Genomic DNA, 20,272 nt, shown 5'->3' with positions numbered 1-20,272 from the left:
CATCCAAATCCCCCTACCGCGCGTATACCCAGCATGCACCGCTCGGAGTCGGATGGAATGAATGCTCAAGCTGGACTACCCTCTGCCTACCGTGCGCAGTCCCGTCGCCCTCGTTCGAGAGCCTGGAGAAGCCCTATTTCCACCAACGATGCTGACCCGTTGCAGCCCCTGCTGGCGCAGTGCGCCCTGGGCAACCGCCAGGCGTTCGAGACTCTCTACCGCAGTGTCTCGCCACGCCTGCACGGAGTTGCATTCCGGTTCATGGGGCGCAAGGACCTGGCTGAAGAAGTGCTCCAGGAAGCCTTTGTGCGCATCTGGTACAACGCTTCGCGCTACGAGGCGCACCTGGCGGCGCCGATGACCTGGATGGTGAACATCACCCGTAACCTGGCCATCGACCAGTTGCGCAAGCACCGCGAACAGCCCTTGGCCGACGGCCAGCAGGACGCCCTGCTCGACGACGGCCCCAGCGCCCACGAACAGCTCGACAACGAGCGCGAAGCCCGCGCCCTGAACCGCTGCCTCGACACCCTCGATGGCATGCAGCGCCAATCGATCACCGTGGCTTACTTCCAGGGCCTGTCGTGCTCGGAACTGGCCGAACACTTGGCCGCGCCCCTGGGCTCGGTCAAATCCTGGATTCGCCGTGGCATGGAGCGCCTGCGCAGGTGCCTTGAATCATGAACTATCAAACCACCGCCCTGCGCCGCGCCCTGGCCGCCGACTACGCGATCGGCCTGATGCCGGCTACCGCCCGTCGGCGCTTCGACGCCCTGTTACTGGAAGACGCCGCGCTGCGCGTCGAACTCGGCCACTGGCAGGATGCCCTCGCCAGCCTGACCGGCGCACTGCCCGAACGCCCGGTGCCGAATCATGTGTGGGCAGGCATCAAGGCACGGATCGAGCCGCAAGTGCTGCATGTGCCAGCGAAGAAGCCGTTCTGGATGAACTTCCGTCTGCTGGCGGCTGCGTGCGCGGTCGTCGTCGCCGTGTTGGTCGGCGTGCTTTATCAGCGTGATATCGGCGCCGAGTACAACGCCACGCTGGTCGCGGCCAACCAGCAACCGGCGCTGCAGATCCAGGCATTTGGCGATCACCTGCAAGTGGAGCCGTTGACGTTGGCGGCTGTAGAGCCGACGCGCGCTCTGGAACTGTGGGTCATCCCGGCTGGCGGAAAGCCGATTTCCCTGGGCTTGGTGCCTAGTGCCGGCAAGGGCCGAATCCAGTTGAGCAAGGAACAGCAGGCACTGCTGACGGCACCCGTGACCCTCGCGGTCAGCCTGGAACCACAAGGCGGTTCGCCATCGGGCCAACCAACCGGACCGGTGCTGTACCAAGGCGCACTGGCTTCCCGCTGACACCACTCAACCCCTGTGGGAGCGGGCTTGCCCGCGATAGCGGTGGGTCAGCCAAGGATAGGTCAACTGGCCCGCCGCCATCGCAGGCAAGCCCGCTCCCACATTTTGATCTTCGTCGGCCAGGCGACTTGCTCACGGCACTTGCAGGCTTAAGCACTCGACGCAAAAAGGGCGACCCATGGGTCGCCCTTTTGTTTGGCCTAAGCCTTACGCCGCACTGAACAACTTATGCGGGTCGATCACAAACTTCTTCGGCACACCTGCATCGAACTCGCCGTACCCACGCGGCGCGTCATCCAGGCTGATGACCTGCACGCCGACGATTTCGGCAATGTTGATGCGGTCCCACATGATCGCCTGCATCAGCTGGCGGTTGTACTTCATCACCGGGGTTTGGCCGGTGTGGAAGCTGTGGGATTTAGCCCAGCCCAAACCGAAGCGAATGCTCAGGCTGCCCATCTTCGCGGCGGCGTCGACAGCGCCTGGGTCTTCGGTGACATACAGGCCAGGAATGCCGATTTTGCCCGCCACGCGGACCACGCCCATCAGCGAGTTGAGCACGGTGGCCGGCGCTTCTGCCTTGGCGCCTTCATGGCCGTGGCCACGGGCTTCGAAGCCTACGGCATCGACGGCGCAGTCAACTTCCGGCTCGCCCAGCAGTGCGGCGATCTGTTCGTGCAGAGGCGTGTCTTTGGACAGGTCGGCAATTTCAAAGCCCTGCGCTTTGGCGTGTGCCAGGCGGATCGGGTTGACGTCGCCGATGATCACTACGGCGGCGCCCAGCAACCGTGCCGAAGCGGCTGCGGCCAGGCCAACCGGGCCGGCGCCGGCGATATACACCGTGCTGCCCGGGCCGACGCCGGCGGTGACGGCGCCGTGGTAGCCGGTGGGCAGGATGTCGGAGAGGCAGGTCAGGTCGCGGATTTTCTCCATGGCCTTGTCGCGGTCCGGCAGTTTCAGCAGGTTGAAGTCGGCGTACGGCACCAGCACGTATTCGGCCTGGCCGCCGGTCCAGTCGCCCATGTCGACATAGCCATAGGCGCCACCGGCACGGGCCGGGTTGACGGTCAGGCACACGCCGGTGTGTTGTTCTTTGCAGGAACGGCAGCGGCCGCACGCCACGTTGAACGGCACCGAGACCAGGTCGCCGATTTTCAGGTTTTCGACGTCGCTGCCCTTCTCGATCACTTCGCCGGTGATTTCGTGCCCCAGGACCAGGCCGGTCTGTGCGGTGGTACGGCCGCGCACCATGTGTTGGTCGGAGCCGCAGATGTTGGTGGAGACCACGCGCAGGATGACGCCGTGCTCAATCTTCCTGCCACGGGGGTCCTGCATTTTGGGATAGTCGATTTTCTGTACTTCGACCTTGCCGTTGCCGAGATACACGACACCACGATTACCAGACATGCTTTCACCTCGCTGTTGTTTTTATGGAACCGCGTTGCCCAGGCAGGCAGCGCGTTTAAGTGCTCGGGTTACAGATGCTGTTTTTGCGTTGTTTGTTAGGGCGTCATCGGGGGCAAGCCCCCTCCCACAGTTGACTGCATTCACACATCAAAGGTGGGAGGGGGCTTGCCCCCGATGACGTCAGTCAGAGCACCACCGTTCTATTGGCATTCAAAAACACCCGCCGCTCAATGTGATACCCCACCGCCCGGGCCAATGTCAGCCCTTCGATATCCCGCCCCTTGGCAATCAAATCCTCGGGATAGTGGCTGTGGTCCACCACCTCCACGCCTTGGGCAATGATCGGGCCCTCGTCCAGGTCATTGTTGATGTAATGCGCGGTAGCGCCGACCAGCTTCACGCCCTTGTTGTAGGCCTGGTGATACGGCTTGGCGCCCTTGAACCCCGGCAGCAACGAGTGATGAATGTTGATGGCCTTGCCATCCAGCTTGCGGCACAGCTCCGGCGACAGCACTTGCATGTAGCGCGCAAGAATCACCAGTTCGGCGCCGGTCTCTTCAATCACTTGCCACACCTGACGCTCCTGGGACGGTTTGTCGTTGGGGTCGAGGGGGAAATGGTAGTAGGGAATCTGGTGCCAGTCGGCCAACGGCTTGAGATCAGGGTGATTGGACACCACCGCGACCACGTCCATCGACAGTTGGCCGATGCGCTGGCGGTACAGCAGGTCGTTGAGGCAGTGATCGGCCTTGGAGACCATGATCACCACTTTTGGCCGGTAGTTCGGCGCCGTCAGCTCGAAGATCATGCCAAAGGCTTCACCGCGCGTGGCCAGGCCGTCGCGAAACGCCTGCTCGTCAAAACCGTCGGGCTGGCGGAATTCCACACGAATAAAAAACCGGCCCGAGAGGCGGTCATCGAACGAATGGTGCTCGGTGACGTAGCAGCCCTGTTCGAACAGGTAGCGGGTGACCGCGTCCACCGTGCCGAGCACGCTGGGGCAGTCGGCGGTCAAAATCCATGTATCAGGTACGCGGCTCATGCTGGAATCCTCAGGCCCTTGTGGCGAGGGGGCTTGTCCCCCGTTGAGCTGCGAAGCAGCTCCAAAACCCGCCACTCGGTTATTGCAGAAAAAATGCGCTGACCTTATTGGGACCGCTGCGCGCTCCAACGGGGGGCAAGCCCCCTCGCCACAACAGCCCTCTTGTGTTCATTCGATCAGGCTTGAACACTCAGGCCGAATTCGGCGGACGCATCCTGCAGCCACAACCACCAGTAGTCCGAGAAGCTGCGACGAATCACCAGCTCCCAGGTGTCTTCGGCCGTGTGGCGGATCACCAGTTGCGACTTGGCGAACACCGTGCCCACCGCCTTGCCCACCGGGAAGTTGTTGGGGTGCACGTCGTAACTGGTGGACTTCATCAGCACGTCGCGCACATTCGGGCCGCTGAGTTCGAGGATTTGCTGGCCGCCGCTGACGTTGACGACCTGGATGTGCAGGTCGCCCAAGGCGGCGCGCAGGTTTTGCTCGGCGGCGAATTCTTCACCGCTTGGCACCACCAGCAGCCACTCATCCGGGCCGAGCCATTGCAGGCTGGTTTCGCCGTTAATGATGACTTGCAGGGCGCCAGGCAATTCGATGCCGAGGGCTTTGTGCACGCCGGCAGCGAAGGCCGCATCGTGGCCATCGCCACGAAGGGTCAGGTGGCCGAGCAGTTTCTTTTCACGCACGGTCACGCCGGCATTCTTGCGACCCTTGCCGACCAGGCTGGCGAGGTCGGCATGATGCAGCGACGACTCGGCCTTGGCACCGGTGGTGGGGCGTTGTTGGTAAACATTGGCTGCTGTCATAAAGCACCTATCTGAATTCTGTTGTGCGGCTAATGGCCTCATCGGGGGCAAGCCCCCTCCCACAGGGGAATGCATTTCAACATGTGGGAGGGGGCTTGCCCCCGATACAGGCGCCTCGGTCTATCAGATGTTCTGCCGCTCACCTTTCGGGTCAAAGAACACCGAGGACACAATCTCCGCCTCGATCACGCTGCCATCGGCCTGCGGTGAGAACACCCGCTCGCCGATGCGCTTCAAACCGCCCTTCACCACCGCCATCGCAAACGAGTAACCCAGCGAGTTATGCGCATAGCTTGAGGTGACGTGACCGACCATCTTCATCGGGATCGTCTGCTTCGGATCGAACACCAACTGCGCGCCTTCCGGCAGCCACACGGTCGGATCAATCGGCTTCAAGCCCACCAGTTGCTTGCGCTCTTCACGCACGCAGTCTTCACGGTTCATCCCGCGCCAGCCGATCCACGAGAACGGTTTGGTACGGCCTACGCACCAGCCCATGTTCAGGTCGTCCGGGGTCATCGAGCCGTCGGTGTCCTGGCCGACGATGATGAAACCCTTCTCGGCCCGCAGCACGTGCATGGTCTCGGTGCCGTACGGGGTCAGGTTGTACTTCTTGCCGGCCTCGACAATCTGTTCGAGCACGCCCATGGCGTAGTCGGCCTGCACGTTGACCTCAAACGACAGCTCACCGGTAAACGAGATACGGAACACCCGCGCCGGCACGCCGCCGACCAGGCCTTCTTTCCAGGTCATGAACGGGAAGCCGTCCTTGTCCAGGTCGATATCAGTCACTTCGGCCAGCAGCTTGCGGCTGTTGGGGCCGGACAAGGTCATGGTTGCCCAATGGTCGGTGACCGAGGTGAAGTACACCTTGAGGTCCGGCCACTCGGTCTGTTGGTAAATTTCCAGCCACTGCAATACGCGAGCGGCGCCGCCGGTGGTGGTGGTCATCAGGAAGTGGTTGTCAGCGAGGCAGGCGGTCACGCCGTCGTCGAAGACCATGCCGTCTTCCTTGCACATCAGGCCGTAGCGCGCCTTGCCCACGTCGAGCTTGGTCCAGGCGTTGCTGTAGATGCGGTTGAGAAACTCGCGGGCGTCCGGGCCTTGAATGTCAATCTTGCCCAGGGTCGACGCATCGAGCAGGCCGACGCTGTCGCGCACGGCCAGGCATTCGCGTTTGACGGCGGCGTGCAGGTCTTCGCCATTGCGCGGGAAGTACCACGGGCGCTTCCACTGGCCGACGTCTTCAAACTCGGCGCCGTTTTTCACGTGCCAGGCGTGCAGCGCGGTGTAGCGCACCGGCTCGAAAATGTGCCCACAGTGGCGGCCCGCGACAGCGCCGAAGGTGACCGGCGTGTAGTTGGGGCGGAACATGGTGGTGCCCATCTGCGGGATGGTCACGTTGAGCGAACGGGCGGCGATGGCCAGGCCGTTGACGTTGCCGAGCTTGCCCTGGTCGGTGCCGAAACCCAGCGCGGTGTAGCGTTTGACGTGCTCGACCGACTCGAAACCTTCGCGGGTGGCGAGTTCGATGGCGGCGGCGGTCACGTCGTTTTGCAGGTCGACAAATTGCTTCGGCGCCCGTGCGGTAGCTTTTTCATGCGGCACCTGGAACAGCGCCAAGGTCGGCTCTTCGAGACGGCTCAAGGCTTTCGGCAAGGTGCCTTCCACCGGCGCGAAACCGGCTTCGCTGGCTGCGCGCACGCCGCCTTCAAAACCATCCGCCAGGGAATCGCCCAGGCCGTAGACGCCATTGATGCCGCCGACGCAAACGCGTTTTTGCGGTGCTTCGCCCGGCACAAAACCGAGGATGTCTTCACGCCAGGTTGGCTTGCCGCCCAGGTGCGAGGCCAAGTGAACTACCGGGCTGTAGCCGCCGGAGCTGGCGACCAGGTCGCAGTCCAGCCACTCGCCGGGGCTGGTGACTTTGTGGGCTTTGACATCGATGGCCGCCACGCGCGCGCCGGTCACGTGCTTGCTGCCACGCGCCTCGATCACGGCGCTGCCGGTGAGGATGCGAATGCCTTTCGCGCGGGCTTCTTCAACCAGCGCGCCACGTGGGTTGTGGCGGGCATCGGCGACGGCGACGACGCTGAGGCCGGCGTCAAACCAGTCCAGCGCCACGCGGTAGGCGTGGTCGTTGTTGGTCGACAGCACCAGTTTTTTGCCCGGTGCCACGCCGTAGCGACGCACGTAAGTCGAGACCGCACCGGCGAGCATGTTGCCCGGCACGTCGTTGTTGCCGTACACCAATGGGCGCTCGCACGCGCCGGTCGCCAGCACCACACGCTTGGCGCGCACCCGGTGAATGCGCTGGCGCACCACACCAATCGGCGCACGGTCGCCGAGGTGATCGGTGAGACGTTCGTGAATGGTCAGGAAGTTATGGTCGTGGTAACCGTTGACCGTAGCGCGGGGCAGCAGCACCACATCGTGCAAGGCTTTCAGCTCAGCAATCACGCTGGCAACCCACTCAACTGCTGGCTTGCCGTCGAGGCTTTCGCGCGAGTCCAGCAAGGAGCCGCCGAACTCTTCCTGCTCGTCAGCAATGATCACCCGAGCGCCGCTGCGCGCAGCCGCCAACGCAGCCGCCAGGCCGGCAGGGCCTGCGCCCACAATCAGCACGTCGCAGTGACGGTTCATGTTGTCGTAGGTGTCCGGGTCGTTCTCGGTTGGCGAACGACCAAGGCCAGCCGCTTTACGGATGTACTTCTCGTAGGTCATCCAGAACGATTGCGGGTACATGAAGGTTTTGTAGTAGAAACCCGGCGGCATCAGCTTGCCGCCGACCTTGCCGAGAATGCCCATCATGTCGTTGTTAACGCTCGGCCAGCCGTTGGTGCTGGTGGCGACCAAACCCTGGTACAGCGCCTGTTGTGTGGCGCGCACGTTGGGAATCTGGGTGGCTTCGGTGGCGCCGATCTGCAGCACCGCGTTGGGCTCTTCGGCGCCGGCGGCAAAGATGCCGCGTGGGCGCGAATACTTGAAGCTGCGGCCGATGATATCGACGCCATTGGCCAGCAAGGCGGCGGCCAGGGTGTCGCCTTCAAAGCCTTTGTAGCTCTGGCCGTTAAAGGTAAACGTCAGGGCTTTATTGCGGTCGATGCGGCCACCGTTGGACAGGCGATTGATCTGGCTCATACCTTCTCTCCAGAAGCCTTGGCGGTAAATTGCGGCTTCTCGCCGATCTTGTAGGTTTCAAGTATTTCGTAGGTCAGCGTGTCGCGCGTGGCGTTGAAGTACTGACGGCAACCGGCGGCATGAATCCACAGTTCGTGATGCAGCCCGCGCGGGTTATCACGGAAGAACATGTAGTCGCCCCACTCTTCATCGGTGCAGGCGTTCGGGTCCAGCGGGCGCGGGATGTGCGCTTGGCCGGACGCGTGGAATTCCTCTTCGGAGCGCAGTTCGCCACAGTGAGGACAGAAGATATGCAACATAGGGAATTTCTCCTGTTAGTGGGCGACGGCCGCAGCGCCATGTTCATCGATCAACGCACCGTTGTGGAAACGGTCGATGGAGAAAGGCGCGGCCAGCGGGTGCATTTCACCCTTGGCCAGGCTTGCGGCAAACACGTTGCCTGAGCCCGGCGTGGCCTTGAAGCCACCCGTGCCCCAACCGCAGTTGAAGAACATGTTCGGCACCGGCGTCTTGGAGATGATCGGGCAGGCGTCCGGCGTGGTGTCGACGATGCCGCCCCACTGACGGTTCATGCGCACGCGCGACAGCACCGGGAACATCTCGACGATTGCCTGGATGGTGTGTTCGATCACCGGGTACGAGCCGCGCTGGCCGTAGCCGTTGTAGCCGTCGATGCCGGCGCCGATCACCAGGTCGCCCTTGTCGGACTGGCTGATGTAACCGTGCACGGCGTTGGACATGATCACGCTGTCGATAATCGGCTTGATCGGCTCGGAAACGAGCGCTTGCAGCGGGTGGGATTCGATCGGCAAGCGAAAGCCCGCCAACGAAGCCATGTGCCCGGAGTTACCGGCCGTCACCACACCGACGCGCTTGGCGCCGATGAAACCCTTGTTGGTTTCGACGCCGATGCACACGCCGTTTTCTTTGCGAAAGCCGATCACTTCGGTCTGCTGGATCAAGTCCACACCGAGTGCGTCAGCCGCGCGGGCAAAGCCCCAGGCCACGGCGTCGTGACGGGCCACGCCGCCGCGCCGTTGCACGGTGGCGCCGAGTACCGGGTAGCGGGTGTTTTTCGAGCAGTCGAGGTACGGGATCTCGTCGGCCACTTGTTTGGCGTTGAGCAGTTCGCCGTCCACGCCGTTGAGGCGGTTGGCGCTGACGCGGCGCTCGGAATCACGGATGTCTTGCAGGGTGTGGCACAGGTTGTAGACGCCACGCTGGGAGAACATCACGTTGTAGTTCAGGTCCTGGGACAGGCCTTCCCACAGTTTCATCGCGTGTTCGTACAGGTGCGCCGACTCGTCCCACAGGTAGTTGGAACGTACGATGGTGGTGTTGCGCGCGGTGTTACCGCCGCCCAGCCAGCCTTTCTCGACCACAGCCACGTTGGTGATGCCGTGTTCTTTGGCCAGGTAGTAGGCGGTCGCCAGACCATGCCCGCCACCGCCGACGATGACCACGTCGTAGACCTTTTTCGGCGTGGGCGTGCGCCACATCTTCTGCCAGTTTTCGTGGTGGCTGAGTGAGTGCTTGAAGAGGCCGAAGCCCGAGTAGCGTTGCATAGTCATTACTCCAAAACCGCGCTCAGCGATAAACCGGGAAATCAGCGCACAGGGCAGACACGTGCTTGGCCACGTTGGCCTCGACGTCGGCGTCGCCGAGGTTGTCGAGGATGTCGCAGATCCAGCCGGCAAGCTCAATGCATTGCGGCACTTTGAAGCCACGCGTGGTCACCGCCGGGGTGCCGATGCGCAGGCCCGAGGTCACGAACGGCGACTGCGGGTCATTCGGCACGGCGTTCTTGTTGACGGTGATGTGGGCGCGGCCAAGGGCAGCGTCCGCCTCTTTGCCGGTGAGGCCCTGACGGATCAGGCTGACCAGGAACAGGTGGTTGTCGGTGCCGCCGGACACCACGTCGTAGCCACGTTTGATAAACACACTGGCCATGGCCTGGGCGTTTTCGATCACTTGTTGCTGGTAGACCTTGAAGCCAGGCTCCGCCGCTTCCTTGAAGCACACCGCCTTGCCGGCGATCACATGCATCAGCGGGCCACCCTGGGCACCGGGGAAGACGGCAGCGTTGAGTTTTTTCTCAATCTCTTCATTGGCCTTAGCCAGGATCAAACCGCCACGCGGACCGCGCAGGGTCTTGTGGGTAGTGGTGGTAACCACGTCGGCATACGGCAGCGGGTTCGGGTACAAACCAGCGGCCACCAGGCCGGCGACGTGGGCCATGTCAACAAACAGCAGCGCGCCAACCTTGTCGGCAATCGCGCGGAAACGTGGGAAATCCAAAGTCTTGGAATAGGCAGAGAAACCCGCCACGACCATTTTCGGCTTGTGCTCCGCCGCCAGGCGCTCGACTTCGTCGTAGTCGATCAGGCCGGTGTCGGTGTTGATGCCATATTGCACCGCGTTGTACAGCTTGCCCGAGGACGACACTTTGGCGCCGTGGGTCAAGTGACCGCCATGGGCCAGGCTCATGCCGAGGATGGTGTCGCCGGCGTTCAGCAGCGCCAGGTACACCGCGCTGTTGGCGGACGAGCCGGAGTGCGGCTGCACGTTGGCGTAATCGGCGCCGAACAGCTGCTTGGCGCGCTCGATGGCCAGGGCTTCAACCTTGTCCACGTGCTCGCAGCCGCCGTAGTAGCGCTTGCCGGGGTAGCCTTCGGCGTATTTGTTGGTGAGGCCGCTGCCCTGAGCTTCCATCACGCGTTTGCTGGTGTAGTTCTCTGACGCGATCAGCTCGATATGATCTTCCTGACGCTGCTCCTCGGCATTCATCGCCGCCAGCAAGGCGTCGTCATATCCCTGGATCTGGTCTTTTTTGCTGAACATCGCGTCTCTCCCAGCCTTTCGTATTGTTGAGGCCCGTGCAGGGCCCTTTGATGCGATGGTAGGGCTGGCGCAGACAGGTCAAATGCCTACGGACGCCACGCAAAGGTGCGTTTACGACATAGCGGCAACAACGCAGAACAAATGTGGGAGGGGGCTTGCCCCCGATAGCGGTGGATCAGCTTGCACATGTGTCGGCAGACACACTGCCATCGGGGGCAAGCCCCCTCCCACAGGGGTCAGGCGAGGGTCTGGCGCACGAGTAGCAGCAGCAGGAAATGCAGGGGATAAAGGGTATACGCCCAGCGGCGCATGGCCGGAGGCGAGACGTTTTTGGCCTGTCGCAACAAGACCAAACCCGCCAATGGCGCGATCAGGCAAGCGGCCAATCCCAAAAGCGCCACGGGCGTGCCGCTGTTGAGCAAAATCTGCCATTGATTGGCGGCCACACAGACCAACCCTGGCAACACGCTGAAATACCAAGGTCGACGAAACACCATCAGCATCGCCAGCGGCAGCAAGACACCGAAAAAACCGAACATCAACTGCGTGGTAAACACAGCGCCCAAAGCGAGGGCGATCAGCGCCAATCCTCGATCAACAAGCGCCTTCTGCTGCCATCCTCGGGCAACCAGCAGGCCCAGCGCCAGGGTCGGCAGCACGTTCAAGGTATCGGCATCGTCGATAAACAGTCGGTACGGCACTTCGCTGATCACACTGAACAGCAGCAGCCAGCCCAGGTAACGCCATTGGCCCGTTACCGGCGCATCTTTGACCCGGTGCAGGTTCGCCGCAATCGCCAGGCAAAACCACGGGAATGCGAGGCGCCCCGGCACGTACAGGCCATCCAGGCTCCAACCGACATAGCGCAGGTGATCCAGGACCATGCTCAACAGCGCCAGCCACTTGAGCAGGTCCAAGGCGCCATCGCGCGCCTGCTTGGCAGGAATCGTTTCAGTACCGTGCATAATTCCCCAGTGACTTTGCATTTACAGTGCGTGCGCCCGCCCAACATTCTTGGTTACAGTGCGCACCAACATCGACCACAGGAATGGGCCATGACCGACAAGAGCCAACAATTCGCCAGCGACAACTATTCCGGCATTTGCCCGGAAGCCTGGGCCGCCATGGAACTCGCCAACCAGGGCCATCAGCGCGCCTACGGCGATGATGAATGGACCCACCGCGCCGCCGACGGTTTCCGCAATCTGTTCGAAACCGACTGCGAAGTCTTCTTCGCCTTCAACGGCACCGCCGCCAACTCGCTGGCGCTGTCCTCGCTGTGCCAGAGCTACCATAGCGTGATTTGCTCGGAAACCGCCCACGTCGAAACCGACGAATGCGGCGCGCCGGAGTTTTTCTCCAACGGCTCCAAACTGCTCACCGCCCGCACCGAAAACGGCAAGCTGACCCCGGAATCGATCCGCGAGATCGCGCTCAAGCGCCAGGACATTCATTACCCCAAACCACGCGTGGTCACCCTGACCCAAGCCACCGAAGTCGGCAGCGTGTACACCCCGCAAGAAATCCGTGCGATCAGTGCCACCTGCAAAGAACTGGGCCTGAACCTGCACATGGACGGCGCACGCTTCTCCAACGCCTGCGCGTTCCTCGGCTGTTCCCCGGCCGACTTGACCTGGAAAGCCGGCGTGGACGTATTGTGCTTCGGCGGCACGAAAAACGGCATGGCGGTGGGTGAAGCCATCCTGTTCTTCAACCACAAGCTGGCCGAAGACTTCGATTACCGCTGCAAACAGGCCGGTCAGTTGGCGTCGAAAATGCGCTTCCTCTCGGCGCCGTGGGTGGGCCTGCTGGAAAACGACGCCTGGCTCAAACAGGCACGCCACGCCAACCACTGCGCGCAATTGCTGAGCAGCCTGGTGGCCGACATTCCTGGTGTGGAATTGATGTTTCCGGTGCAAGCCAACGGCGTGTTCCTGCAACTCTCGGAAGCGGCCATCGAGGCCTTGACGGCCAAGGGCTGGCGCTTTTACACCTTCATCGGCAAAGGCGGCGCGCGGTTCATGTGTGCGTGGGACACCGAAGAAGAGCGCGTGCGCGAATTGGCGGCAGACATCCGCGAAGTGATGGGCGCCTGAATTCACCACTGAACAAAATGTGAGAGGGGGCTTGCCCCCTCCCACATTTGACCCTGCCCGCTTGAGGGTTTGGTCTATCAGAACTCGATACGCACATCACCCTTCGGCACGCTGCAGCACGACAGGATGTAGCCTTCGGCCTCGTCTTCTTCGGTAATCCCGCCGTTGTGGTCCATCTCGACCTCCCCGCCCAGCTTCATCACCTTGCAGGTGCCGCAGATGCCCATGCCGCAGGCTTTGGGAATCAGCAGGCCAAGCTTGGCCGCAGCGGCGTGGACGGTTTCGCCCGGCGCCACGCGAATGCTCTTGCCCGACGCAATGAATTCCACCTGATGCAGGTCGGCCAAGTCGATTTCGGGTGCGTCGGCGGCCTGTTCGGCCTGCTCCACCGCGTCGGCACGCGCTTCCGGCGGTGTCGCGCCAAAGGACTCTTCGTGGTAACGCGTCATGTCAAAGCCCGCCACTTCCAGCAGGCGCTTCACCGCGTTCATGTACGGCGTAGGGCCACAGCAGAACACTTCGCGCTCGAGGAAGTCCGGCACCATCAGTTCGAGCATCTTGTGGTTCAGGTAGCCGCGATAACCGGCCCAGGGCTCGCCCAAGCCGTGTTTTTCACAGATCAGGTGCAGGCTGAAGTTGTCGATCCGCGACGCCATGTGTTCCAGCTCGCGGTGGTAAATGATGTCTTTGGGCGAGCGCGCGCTGTGGATAAAGGTCATGTCGACATTGGCGTTGGTGTCGTAATACCACCGCGCCATGGACATCACCGGCGTGATGCCGACGCCGCCGCTGAGGTAGAGGACCTTGGGGTTGCTGAAGTCGATGGCATTGAACAGCCCCACCGGCCCGTGCACCGCCAGCTCCTGGCCTTCGTGCAGCGTGTCGTGCAGCCAGTTGGAAACCTTGCCGCCCGGCACGCGTTTGATCGTCACCGAAAAGCTGTACGGCACCGACGGTGAACTGGAAATGGTGTAGGAGCGCATGATCGGCTGGCCGTCGATTTCCAGCTCCAGGGTGACGAACTGCCCCGGCTTGAAAAAGAACAGGATCGGCTGGTCGGCCATGAAGCAGAAGGTGCGCACGTCCCAGGTTTCCTGGATGACTTTGACGCAACGGACAATGTGCCGACCATTGGCCCAGGTCTGGGTGGTGACCGGATTCAGGAAGCTGTTGGACATGCTGTTCTCCGCAGCCGTATATCGGCCTGATGGTGGCGATTCTGCGTAACGCGAGAAACGTCCATTTACCTATCTGCGACATTCACATACTTATCGCGACCAGCCCCCATACCACGGGGGTTGCGCGTCGGGATCAGAGTGGGCCATGTCGCTAATGGACAAGGTTCTGGCCTTTGCCGGGCCCACACTCGCTCCCAACAACGACGCTTTCTTTACGCCTTGCTGCAAAACCTGATCAGCCACTATTCGCCGGCCACACAGAATGGCCCTGAGGACACACACGATGGACGTCACCGCAACCTTAAGCTTGGGCGATCCGCTGGAACCCGCACGCAAGGCCACCGCGCAAATGCTGCAAGAGCGCGAGCGCACTTTTTCGCTGCCGCAGCCGTTTTACTCTGACGAGCGGCTGTTTGATATCGACATGCAGGAGATCTTCCAGAAAGAGTGGTTGATCGCCGGCATGACCTGCGAGATTCCCACCAAGGGCAACTACCTGACCCTGCAAGTGGGCAAGAACCCGATCATCGTGATCCGTGGCGCCGAGGGCGTGGTGCACGCCTTTCACAACGTGTGCCGTCACCGTGGCTCGCGCCTGTGCACCAGCGACAAGGGCAAGGTCGCCAAACTCGTCTGCCACTACCACCAGTGGACCTACGAGCTCGACGGCCGCCTGCTGTTCGCCGGCACCGAGATGGGCGCCGACTTCGACATGAAGCAGTACGGCTTGAAACCCGTGAACGTGAAGACCGCCGGCGGCTACATCTTCATCAGCCTGGCCGAGAACCCGCCGGCCATCGACGACTTCCTGTCGACGCTGAACCACTACATGGAACCCTACGACATGGAAAACACCAAGGTGGCGATCCAGACCACCTTGTTCGAAAAAGCCAACTGGAAGCTGGTGCTGGAAAACAACCGCGAGTGCTACCACTGCAACGCCTCGCACCCGGAACTGTTGAAAACCCTGCTGGAATGGGACGACGTCACTGACCCGCGCGCCGACCAGGCCTTCAAGGACCACGTCGCCGCTTCCGCCGCCGCCTGGGATGCCGAGAAGATCCCTTACGCCCACGCCAGCTTCGGCCTGCGTAACCGCATCGTGCGCATGCCACTGCTCAAGGGCACCGTGTCGATGACCCTGGACGGCAAGCAAGGCTGCAACAAGCTGATGGGCCGCATCAAGAACCCGGACCTGGGCTCGATGCGCATCCTGCACCTGCCGCACTCGTGGAACCACTGCATGGGCGATCACATCATCGTGTTCACCGTGTGGCCGATCAGCGCCCAGGAAACCATGGTCACCACCAAGTGGATCGTGCACAAGGACGCCGTCGAAGGCGTGGACTACGACGTGGAGCGCATGCGCAAAGTGTGGGACGCCACCAACGACCAGGACCGTCGCCTGGCCGAAGAAAACCAGCGCGGAATCAACTCCACCGCCTATCAGCCAGGGCCTTACTCCAAGACGTATGAGTTTGGTGTGGTGAATTTTGTGGATTGGTACAGCGAGCGCTTGCTGAGCAACCTGGGCGCTGCGCCGGCGCCATACCTCAAGGGCGTGGCCGCACACGAATAACGGCTACACCACAGATCAAATGTGGGAGCGGGCTTGCCCGCGAATGCAGCGGATCAGCCAGCCCATCTGGCAACTGACACACCGCCTTCGCGAGCAAGCCCGCTCCCACATCAGGTTTCCACACTGCTCAAAAATTGATCAAGCCCTCCGTAACCCTTTCCCGCCTTGCCCTCCAGCCTTCGCCCAACAACTTATCCACAAAGCCACCCACAGCAATTGTGGGCAAGTGCGCGGTCTTCTGAAAATAAATGAAGAAAATCCGTGACTTATTCCAGCCGTGCGCTTTCGTAATCGTTTGATCATTTATTGATCAACTCTCTGATAGCCCCTGAATACGTGGCATGTGGCAGTACGCGAACACCTTATCCACAGAAGCACCAACAGACTTTGGGGGCAACTTTACCGATGCTGTGGAAAACCGCGTCAACCCTTCATAAATCGCGGGTTTCAAGGTTTTAATTGAGCAAACAGTGCGAATTGATCAAATTTTGATCGCATCAATGAAAGCCTTTATCTACGTGGCCTGCAGCCGGTAGCGAACATCTTATCCACAGAAGCGCCAACAGACTTTGGGGGCAAGTCGGTACCGGCGAAAGAAGTTATTCATAGAAAAACCCCAGGAAAAACCGCTGGTTAGCCTGGTTGTTTTTCGTACAGGGAGCTACAGGGCTTGATTTACCGGGGCTGTGGACAACCGCGAACAGGTTATCCACAGAAGGGTCAACAGGGATTGTGGGTAAGCCCACTAATCAATGTGGGAGCCGGGCTTGCCCGCGATGCAGGCAACTCGGTTTATCAGTCAGACCGAAGTGAGGCTATCGCAGGCAAGCCAGCTCCCACAGGGCATCAGCGCACCACGCCTTCCTCAATCAGCAGCTTGAGAATGGCCTCAGCGCCCGCCTCGGGACTAAGTCCCTTGAGCACCTGCCCCCCGCCGCCGCTGGCCTTGGCCGTGGCGGCCTTCATGCGGTCGGCGCCGCTTTTGGCCTTGATCACCTTGAGGCGCTTGGGCCGAGGCTTGGCCGGCTGCAGCACCGCACCTGTGAATAACTCGTCTTGCTCAATCTCGACTTCATGGGCGGCCAATTCTCCGCGCTGCCCAGGGCCGTAGGCGCTTTGCCGTGGCTTGGGCGCGGCGTTATCCACCGTGGCCAGAAACGGCAGGCGCACCTTCAAGCGCCGCCGCTGCCCGCGCGGCAAGGCTTGCAGCACGTGGGCGATGCCGCCGTCGATGGACTCCACCTGCGCCAGGCCGACAATCAGCGGCCAGCCCAGTTGCTCGGCCAGCAGAAACGGCAACATGCCCGAGCCCTCGCCGGTTTCCGCCTGGCTGCCGGTGAGCACCACCTGGGCACCGGCACCGCGCAGGTAATCGCTGAGGGCCGGCAAGGCGTCAGCGCCGTCCGGCTGCTCAAGCACATGCAATTGCGGCAAGCCCATGCCCAGGTAACTGCGCAACGTCGGCTCGTGAATGTTGCCGGCGTGCAGCACCTGCAACTTATCCCCAGCCATTTGCAGGCCCAACTCGACGGCGCGGGCATCCTGCTCCGCGCGGCGTGGCCGGCCGGAAGTGGGGTGGGCGCCGATGGATACCAAGCTGATTACAGGTGTTGTCATGGTCATGTCCTTAAGCCGCATCGCGCTTGGCGCCATTGCGGTAGGCCTCGACCGCAGCGATCAAGGCTTGCAGAATCGCGGCGCTCTCGCCGATCACCGACAGGTCGGCACGCTTGATCATGTCGCAGCCAGGATCGAGGTTGATCGCCACCACCTTGTCGCAGGCGCCAATGCCTTGCAGGTGCTGGATCGCCCCGGAAATGCCCACGGCCACGTAAACCCGCGCCGTGACCCAGGTGCCACTGGCGCCGACCTGGCGATCACGCGCCATAAAGCCATCGTCCACCGCCACCCGCGAGGCGCCTTCGGTGGCGCCCAGGGCCGCGGCGGTCCGGTGGAACAGTGCCCAGTCCTTCACGCCATTGCCGCCGGAGAAAATAAACTCCGCTTCGGCCATGGGAATCGCGCCGGGGTCCACCGCCACCGCACCGAGGTCTTCGATACGCGGCAAGCTGCGCGCCAAGGGTGTGGATAACTCCACGGGCAATGCCTCGTGACGTGTTTCGCTGACCGGTTCGGCGCACTCCACGGCCGCCAGGATCAGGCGCGGCAATGGCCGGGCCAAGTCTTCCTGGCCCGCACCCGCGCGGCCGATGCATTCTTCGCCCTTGATCTGCCAGACCCGCGTGGCCGGGCGCTCCTTGAGGCTGGCGGCAAAACGCCGGCCCAACTCGCCACCGCCACTGCGGCTGTCCGGCAGCAGCCAGTGGCGCGGGTTGAACTGGTTATCCACAGCCCGCAGGCCCTGGACGCGTTGCTCCGGTGAATAACCGTCGAATTCGTGGCCTTCCAACACCAGCAGGCGATCAACGCCGGCCGTAGCAAAGGCACTTTCCTTGTGTTCGCCAAACACCACCGCCAGCACAGCGCCGTCGCTGCCGGCGAGTTGCCGCGCCAGGCCGAGCACGTCGCGGTCGTGGCTGCTCAGGCGGCCGCCGACCATGTCCGGCACCACGCTGATATAAAACGCCGGCGCCGGTACCTGATGCAGCGGCAACTGCACTTGCACCGCCGCCGTGCGCTTGGCCGCGCCGCCCTGCTGGGCACCGCTGCGGTCAATGCGTTTGATGCCGTTGGGGCCGATAAAACCGACCCCATGTACGTTCTTGCGGATGACGCCGTTGGGTCCCATCCAGCTGTGTTGCAGCGGCTGCATCGCCGCATGCAGCGGGTGCAGGCGGTTGCGGGCAATCCATTCGGCCCGTGGGTCGCGGCGGATAATGTCGCTCATCAGTGCACCTCCGCAGGTTCACGTTTAATCGGGGCTTTTGCCGGGGCGGCGTCTTCGAGCAAAGCGTCAGCCACCAGTTCGGCGATGTCTTTGATCAACGGACGCGGTTCAACCACACCTTCGAGCATCGCCGTGCACTGCGGGCAACCCACAGCCACCAGCTCGGCGCCGGTTTCGCGGATGTCTTCCATGCGCATATCGGGAATGCGTTGCTTGCCGGGAATGTCGGTGATCGGCGCACCGCCACCGCCACCGCAGCAGCGTGAACGGAAGCCCGAGCGTTGCATCTCCTTGACCTCGATGCCCAGCGCGCGCAGCACTTGGCGCGGCGCCTCGTATTCGCCGTTGTAGCGGCCCAGGTAACAAGGGTCGTGATAGGTCACGCTGTCGCCTTTGTGCTGGCCCAGGTTCAACGCGCCGTCGCCGATCAGTTCGGCCATGAAGGTGCTGTGGTGCTGCACCCGGTAGTTACCGTTGAAGGCGCCGTACTCGTTTTTGAGTACGTGGAAGCTGTGCGGGTCGCAGGTGACGATGCGCTTGAAGCAGTATTTTTCCAGGGTCTGGATATTGCGCGTGGCCAGCAACTGGAAGGTGGCTTCATCGCCCAGGCGGCGCGCGACGTCGCCGCTGTCGCGCTCTTCCAGGCCGAGCACCGCGAAGTCGACCTTGGCCGCTTTCAGCACTTTGACGAAGGCGCGCAGGGTGCGTTGGTTGCGCATGTCGAAGGCGCCGTCGCCGACCCAGAACAACACGTCGGCGCTGCCTTTTTCACTGAACAGCGGCAGGTTCAAATCCGCCGCCCAGTTCAGGCGGCCGCCCGGTGCAAAACCGCCGGGGTTGTCGGTGGCGATCAGGTTTTCCAGGACTTCGGCGCCCTTGTTCGGCGTGGCGCCTTTTTCCAGGGTGAGGTGGCGGCGCATGTCGACGATGGCGTCCACGTGCTCGATCATCATCGGGCACTCTTCCACGCAGGCGCGGCAGGTGGTGCACGACCACAGGGTTTCGGCATCCACCAGGCCGTTGACGATCGGCTGGTGCGGGTTGCCGCCGTGTTCGCCCACCGGTTTGCCGGGATACGGGCTGCCGGCGAACTTGGCATCGGTGCCACCGGCCAGGCCGACGACCATGTCCTGAATCAACTTTTTCGGGTTCAGCGGCTGGCCGGCGGCGAACGCCGGGCAAGCGGCTTCACACTTGCCGCACTGCACGCAGGCATCGAAGCCGAGCAGTTGGTTCCAGGTGAAATCCTTGGGTTTTTCCACGCCCAGCGGCGCGGTTTTATCGCTCAAGTCCAGCGGCTTCAAGCCGGTGGAACGGCCGCCGCCAAAACGTTCGGCGCGGCGGTGCCAGGCCAGGTGCAGCGCACCGGCGAAGGCGTGTTTCATCGGGCCGCCCCAGGTCATGCCGAAGAACATTTCCGACACGCCCCACAGCACGCCCAGGCTCAGCAATGCCGCCAGCAGCCAGCCACCGAAGTCGGCCGGCAGAATCCCGGCCACCGGCAACGTCACCAGGAAGAAGCTCACCGAGAACGCCATCAGGCTTTTCGGCAGGCGCATCCACGGGCCTTTCGACAGGCGCGACGGCGGGTTGCGACGGCGCAGGTAGACGAACGTGGCGCCGACAAACATCAGCACCGACGCCAGCAGCAAGGCGTAGCCGAGGATGCGGTTATGCAGGCCGAAACCGTGCACCAGAATCGCCAGCAACGCCGACAGCACAAAGCCCAGGGCGGTGGCGACGTGGGTGTTGGCGATGTATTTGTCGCGGGCGACCACATGGTGCAGGTCGACCATGTAACGCTTGGGCATGGCCAGCAGACCGCCGAGCAGGTCGACCTTGGAGGCGCGGCCGCGGCGCCACATGTTCACCCGGCGCAGGGCGCCCAGCAAAGCCAGGCCCAGCGCCGCGAACAAAAGAACAGGCAGCAAGGTGTTCAACATGGTGAAGCTCCCACAAACCGCACATATCTA

16 protein-coding genes are annotated in these 20,272 nt (G+C 62.4%); 4 read left to right on the top strand and 12 right to left on the bottom strand.

What is annotated here, in order from left to right:
• The first annotated feature begins 57 nt into the window (after positions 1 to 57).
• Both ACP7B3_RS11945 and ACP7B3_RS11940 read left to right on the top strand, forming a co-directional pair.
• A complete protein-coding gene (locus tag ACP7B3_RS11945) occupies positions 58 to 684 on the top strand; it encodes an RNA polymerase sigma factor (protein WP_426178849.1) in 627 nt (208 codons plus the stop codon).
• Positions 681 to 1,358 (top strand): anti-sigma factor, encoded by a 678-nt coding sequence (locus tag ACP7B3_RS11940; RefSeq protein ID WP_426178848.1) that lies wholly within the window; start codon positions 681 to 683, stop codon positions 1,356 to 1,358. Before ACP7B3_RS11945 ends, ACP7B3_RS11940 begins: the two co-directional genes overlap by 4 nt.
• A 207-nt stretch (positions 1,359 to 1,565) precedes the next feature.
• Here ACP7B3_RS11940 and fdhA read toward each other — a convergent pair whose 3' ends face one another.
• The 8 genes from fdhA to ACP7B3_RS11900 all read right to left on the bottom strand — a co-directional run bounded on the left by fdhA (position 1,566) and on the right by ACP7B3_RS11900 (position 11,563).
• A complete protein-coding gene (fdhA, locus tag ACP7B3_RS11935; protein WP_034116135.1) occupies positions 1,566 to 2,765 on the bottom strand; it encodes a formaldehyde dehydrogenase, glutathione-independent in 1,200 nt (399 codons plus the stop codon).
• 184 nt (positions 2,766 to 2,949) lie between these two features.
• On the bottom strand, positions 2,950 to 3,807 hold the full coding sequence (gene purU / locus ACP7B3_RS11930; RefSeq protein WP_426178847.1) for a formyltetrahydrofolate deformylase: 858 nt from the start codon (positions 3,805 to 3,807) through the stop codon (positions 2,950 to 2,952).
• Between the two features lie 176 nt (positions 3,808 to 3,983).
• Positions 3,984 to 4,616, bottom strand: coding sequence for a sarcosine oxidase subunit gamma (locus tag ACP7B3_RS11925; protein WP_262209400.1), 633 nt, complete (start codon positions 4,614 to 4,616; stop codon positions 3,984 to 3,986).
• A gap of 123 nt (positions 4,617 to 4,739) precedes the next feature.
• Positions 4,740 to 7,757, bottom strand: coding sequence for a sarcosine oxidase subunit alpha (locus ACP7B3_RS11920; RefSeq protein WP_426178846.1), 3,018 nt, complete (start codon positions 7,755 to 7,757; stop codon positions 4,740 to 4,742).
• Entirely contained in the window at positions 7,754 to 8,056 is a 303-nt protein-coding gene (locus ACP7B3_RS11915) for a sarcosine oxidase subunit delta (protein WP_010207083.1), read from the bottom strand. The genes ACP7B3_RS11920 and ACP7B3_RS11915 overlap by 4 nt, the downstream gene beginning before the upstream one ends.
• Positions 8,057 to 8,071: 15 nt before the next feature.
• Positions 8,072 to 9,322 carry a sarcosine oxidase subunit beta gene (locus ACP7B3_RS11910; protein WP_010207084.1) on the bottom strand — a complete coding sequence of 417 codons (1,251 nt, stop codon included), beginning with the start codon at positions 9,320 to 9,322 and terminating at the stop codon, positions 8,072 to 8,074.
• A 22-nt stretch (positions 9,323 to 9,344) separates the two neighbouring features.
• Positions 9,345 to 10,598, bottom strand: coding sequence for a serine hydroxymethyltransferase (gene glyA, locus ACP7B3_RS11905; RefSeq protein ID WP_426178845.1), 1,254 nt, complete (start codon positions 10,596 to 10,598; stop codon positions 9,345 to 9,347).
• A 236-nt stretch (positions 10,599 to 10,834) separates the two neighbouring features.
• Complete coding sequence (locus ACP7B3_RS11900; protein WP_426178844.1) at positions 10,835 to 11,563, bottom strand: TraX family protein; 729 nt, start codon at positions 11,561 to 11,563, stop codon at positions 10,835 to 10,837.
• Positions 11,564 to 11,653: 90 nt separating this feature from the next.
• Between ACP7B3_RS11900 and ACP7B3_RS11895 the strand changes: the two genes are divergently transcribed.
• Positions 11,654 to 12,694 carry a low specificity L-threonine aldolase gene (locus ACP7B3_RS11895; RefSeq protein WP_426178843.1) on the top strand — a complete coding sequence of 347 codons (1,041 nt, stop codon included), beginning with the start codon at positions 11,654 to 11,656 and terminating at the stop codon, positions 12,692 to 12,694.
• A 77-nt stretch (positions 12,695 to 12,771) separates the two neighbouring features.
• On the opposite strand, the gene gbcB is transcribed toward ACP7B3_RS11895, so the two are convergent.
• Entirely contained in the window at positions 12,772 to 13,872 is a 1,101-nt protein-coding gene (gene gbcB / locus ACP7B3_RS11890; protein WP_106575585.1) for a glycine-betaine demethylase subunit GbcB, read from the bottom strand.
• Between the two features lie 283 nt (positions 13,873 to 14,155).
• Here gbcB and gbcA point away from each other — a divergent pair, with 283 nt between their 5' ends.
• Complete coding sequence (gene gbcA, locus ACP7B3_RS11885) at positions 14,156 to 15,451, top strand: glycine-betaine demethylase subunit GbcA (RefSeq protein ID WP_145157545.1); 1,296 nt, start codon at positions 14,156 to 14,158, stop codon at positions 15,449 to 15,451.
• A gap of 846 nt (positions 15,452 to 16,297) precedes the next feature.
• Here gbcA and ACP7B3_RS11880 read toward each other — a convergent pair.
• From ACP7B3_RS11880 to dgcB, 3 genes are read right to left on the bottom strand one after another with little or no spacing between them, the layout of a single operon-like run.
• A complete protein-coding gene (locus ACP7B3_RS11880; RefSeq protein WP_242200652.1) occupies positions 16,298 to 17,068 on the bottom strand; it encodes an electron transfer flavoprotein subunit beta in 771 nt (256 codons plus the stop codon).
• 10 nt (positions 17,069 to 17,078) lie between these two features.
• Entirely contained in the window at positions 17,079 to 18,299 is a 1,221-nt protein-coding gene (locus tag ACP7B3_RS11875) for an electron transfer flavoprotein subunit alpha/FixB family protein (protein ID WP_369301998.1), read from the bottom strand.
• Positions 18,299 to 20,242 (bottom strand): dimethylglycine demethylation protein DgcB, encoded by a 1,944-nt coding sequence (gene dgcB / locus ACP7B3_RS11870; protein WP_242200649.1) that lies wholly within the window; start codon positions 20,240 to 20,242, stop codon positions 18,299 to 18,301. The genes ACP7B3_RS11875 and dgcB overlap by 1 nt, the downstream gene beginning before the upstream one ends.
• Positions 20,243 to 20,272 lie beyond the last annotated feature (30 nt).

Source organism: Pseudomonas sp. TWRC1-2 (genome assembly GCF_049896685.1).
Lineage (GTDB): Bacteria > Pseudomonadota > Gammaproteobacteria > Pseudomonadales > Pseudomonadaceae > Aquipseudomonas.
The sequence above is the reverse complement of the archived record's forward strand: the minus strand, read 5'-3'. Positions and strand labels throughout refer to the sequence as shown.

What these genes read in the sequence shown, in the direction of transcription:
- ACP7B3_RS11945 (WP_426178849.1), top strand. Translation starts at nt 58, where the DNA reads ATGAATGCTCAAGCTGGACTACCCTCTGCCTACCGTGCGCAGTCCCGT.
- ACP7B3_RS11940 (WP_426178848.1), top strand. Translation starts at nt 681, where the DNA reads ATGAACTATCAAACCACCGCCCTGCGCCGCGCCCTGGCCGCCGACTAC.
- fdhA (WP_034116135.1), bottom strand. Translation starts at nt 2,765, where the DNA reads ATGTCTGGTAATCGTGGTGTCGTGTATCTCGGCAACGGCAAGGTCGAA.
- purU (WP_426178847.1), bottom strand. Translation starts at nt 3,807, where the DNA reads ATGAGCCGCGTACCTGATACATGGATTTTGACCGCCGACTGCCCCAGC.
- ACP7B3_RS11925 (WP_262209400.1), bottom strand. Translation starts at nt 4,616, where the DNA reads ATGACAGCAGCCAATGTTTACCAACAACGCCCCACCACCGGTGCCAAG.
- ACP7B3_RS11920 (WP_426178846.1), bottom strand. Translation starts at nt 7,757, where the DNA reads ATGAGCCAGATCAATCGCCTGTCCAACGGTGGCCGCATCGACCGCAAT.
- ACP7B3_RS11915 (WP_010207083.1), bottom strand. Translation starts at nt 8,056, where the DNA reads ATGTTGCATATCTTCTGTCCTCACTGTGGCGAACTGCGCTCCGAAGAG.
- ACP7B3_RS11910 (WP_010207084.1), bottom strand. Translation starts at nt 9,322, where the DNA reads ATGCAACGCTACTCGGGCTTCGGCCTCTTCAAGCACTCACTCAGCCAC.
- glyA (WP_426178845.1), bottom strand. Translation starts at nt 10,598, where the DNA reads ATGTTCAGCAAAAAAGACCAGATCCAGGGATATGACGACGCCTTGCTG.
- ACP7B3_RS11900 (WP_426178844.1), bottom strand. Translation starts at nt 11,563, where the DNA reads ATGCACGGTACTGAAACGATTCCTGCCAAGCAGGCGCGCGATGGCGCC.
- ACP7B3_RS11895 (WP_426178843.1), top strand. Translation starts at nt 11,654, where the DNA reads ATGACCGACAAGAGCCAACAATTCGCCAGCGACAACTATTCCGGCATT.
- gbcB (WP_106575585.1), bottom strand. Translation starts at nt 13,872, where the DNA reads ATGTCCAACAGCTTCCTGAATCCGGTCACCACCCAGACCTGGGCCAAT.
- gbcA (WP_145157545.1), top strand. Translation starts at nt 14,156, where the DNA reads ATGGACGTCACCGCAACCTTAAGCTTGGGCGATCCGCTGGAACCCGCA.
- ACP7B3_RS11880 (WP_242200652.1), bottom strand. Translation starts at nt 17,068, where the DNA reads ATGACAACACCTGTAATCAGCTTGGTATCCATCGGCGCCCACCCCACT.
- ACP7B3_RS11875 (WP_369301998.1), bottom strand. Translation starts at nt 18,299, where the DNA reads ATGAGCGACATTATCCGCCGCGACCCACGGGCCGAATGGATTGCCCGC.
- dgcB (WP_242200649.1), bottom strand. Translation starts at nt 20,242, where the DNA reads ATGTTGAACACCTTGCTGCCTGTTCTTTTGTTCGCGGCGCTGGGCCTG.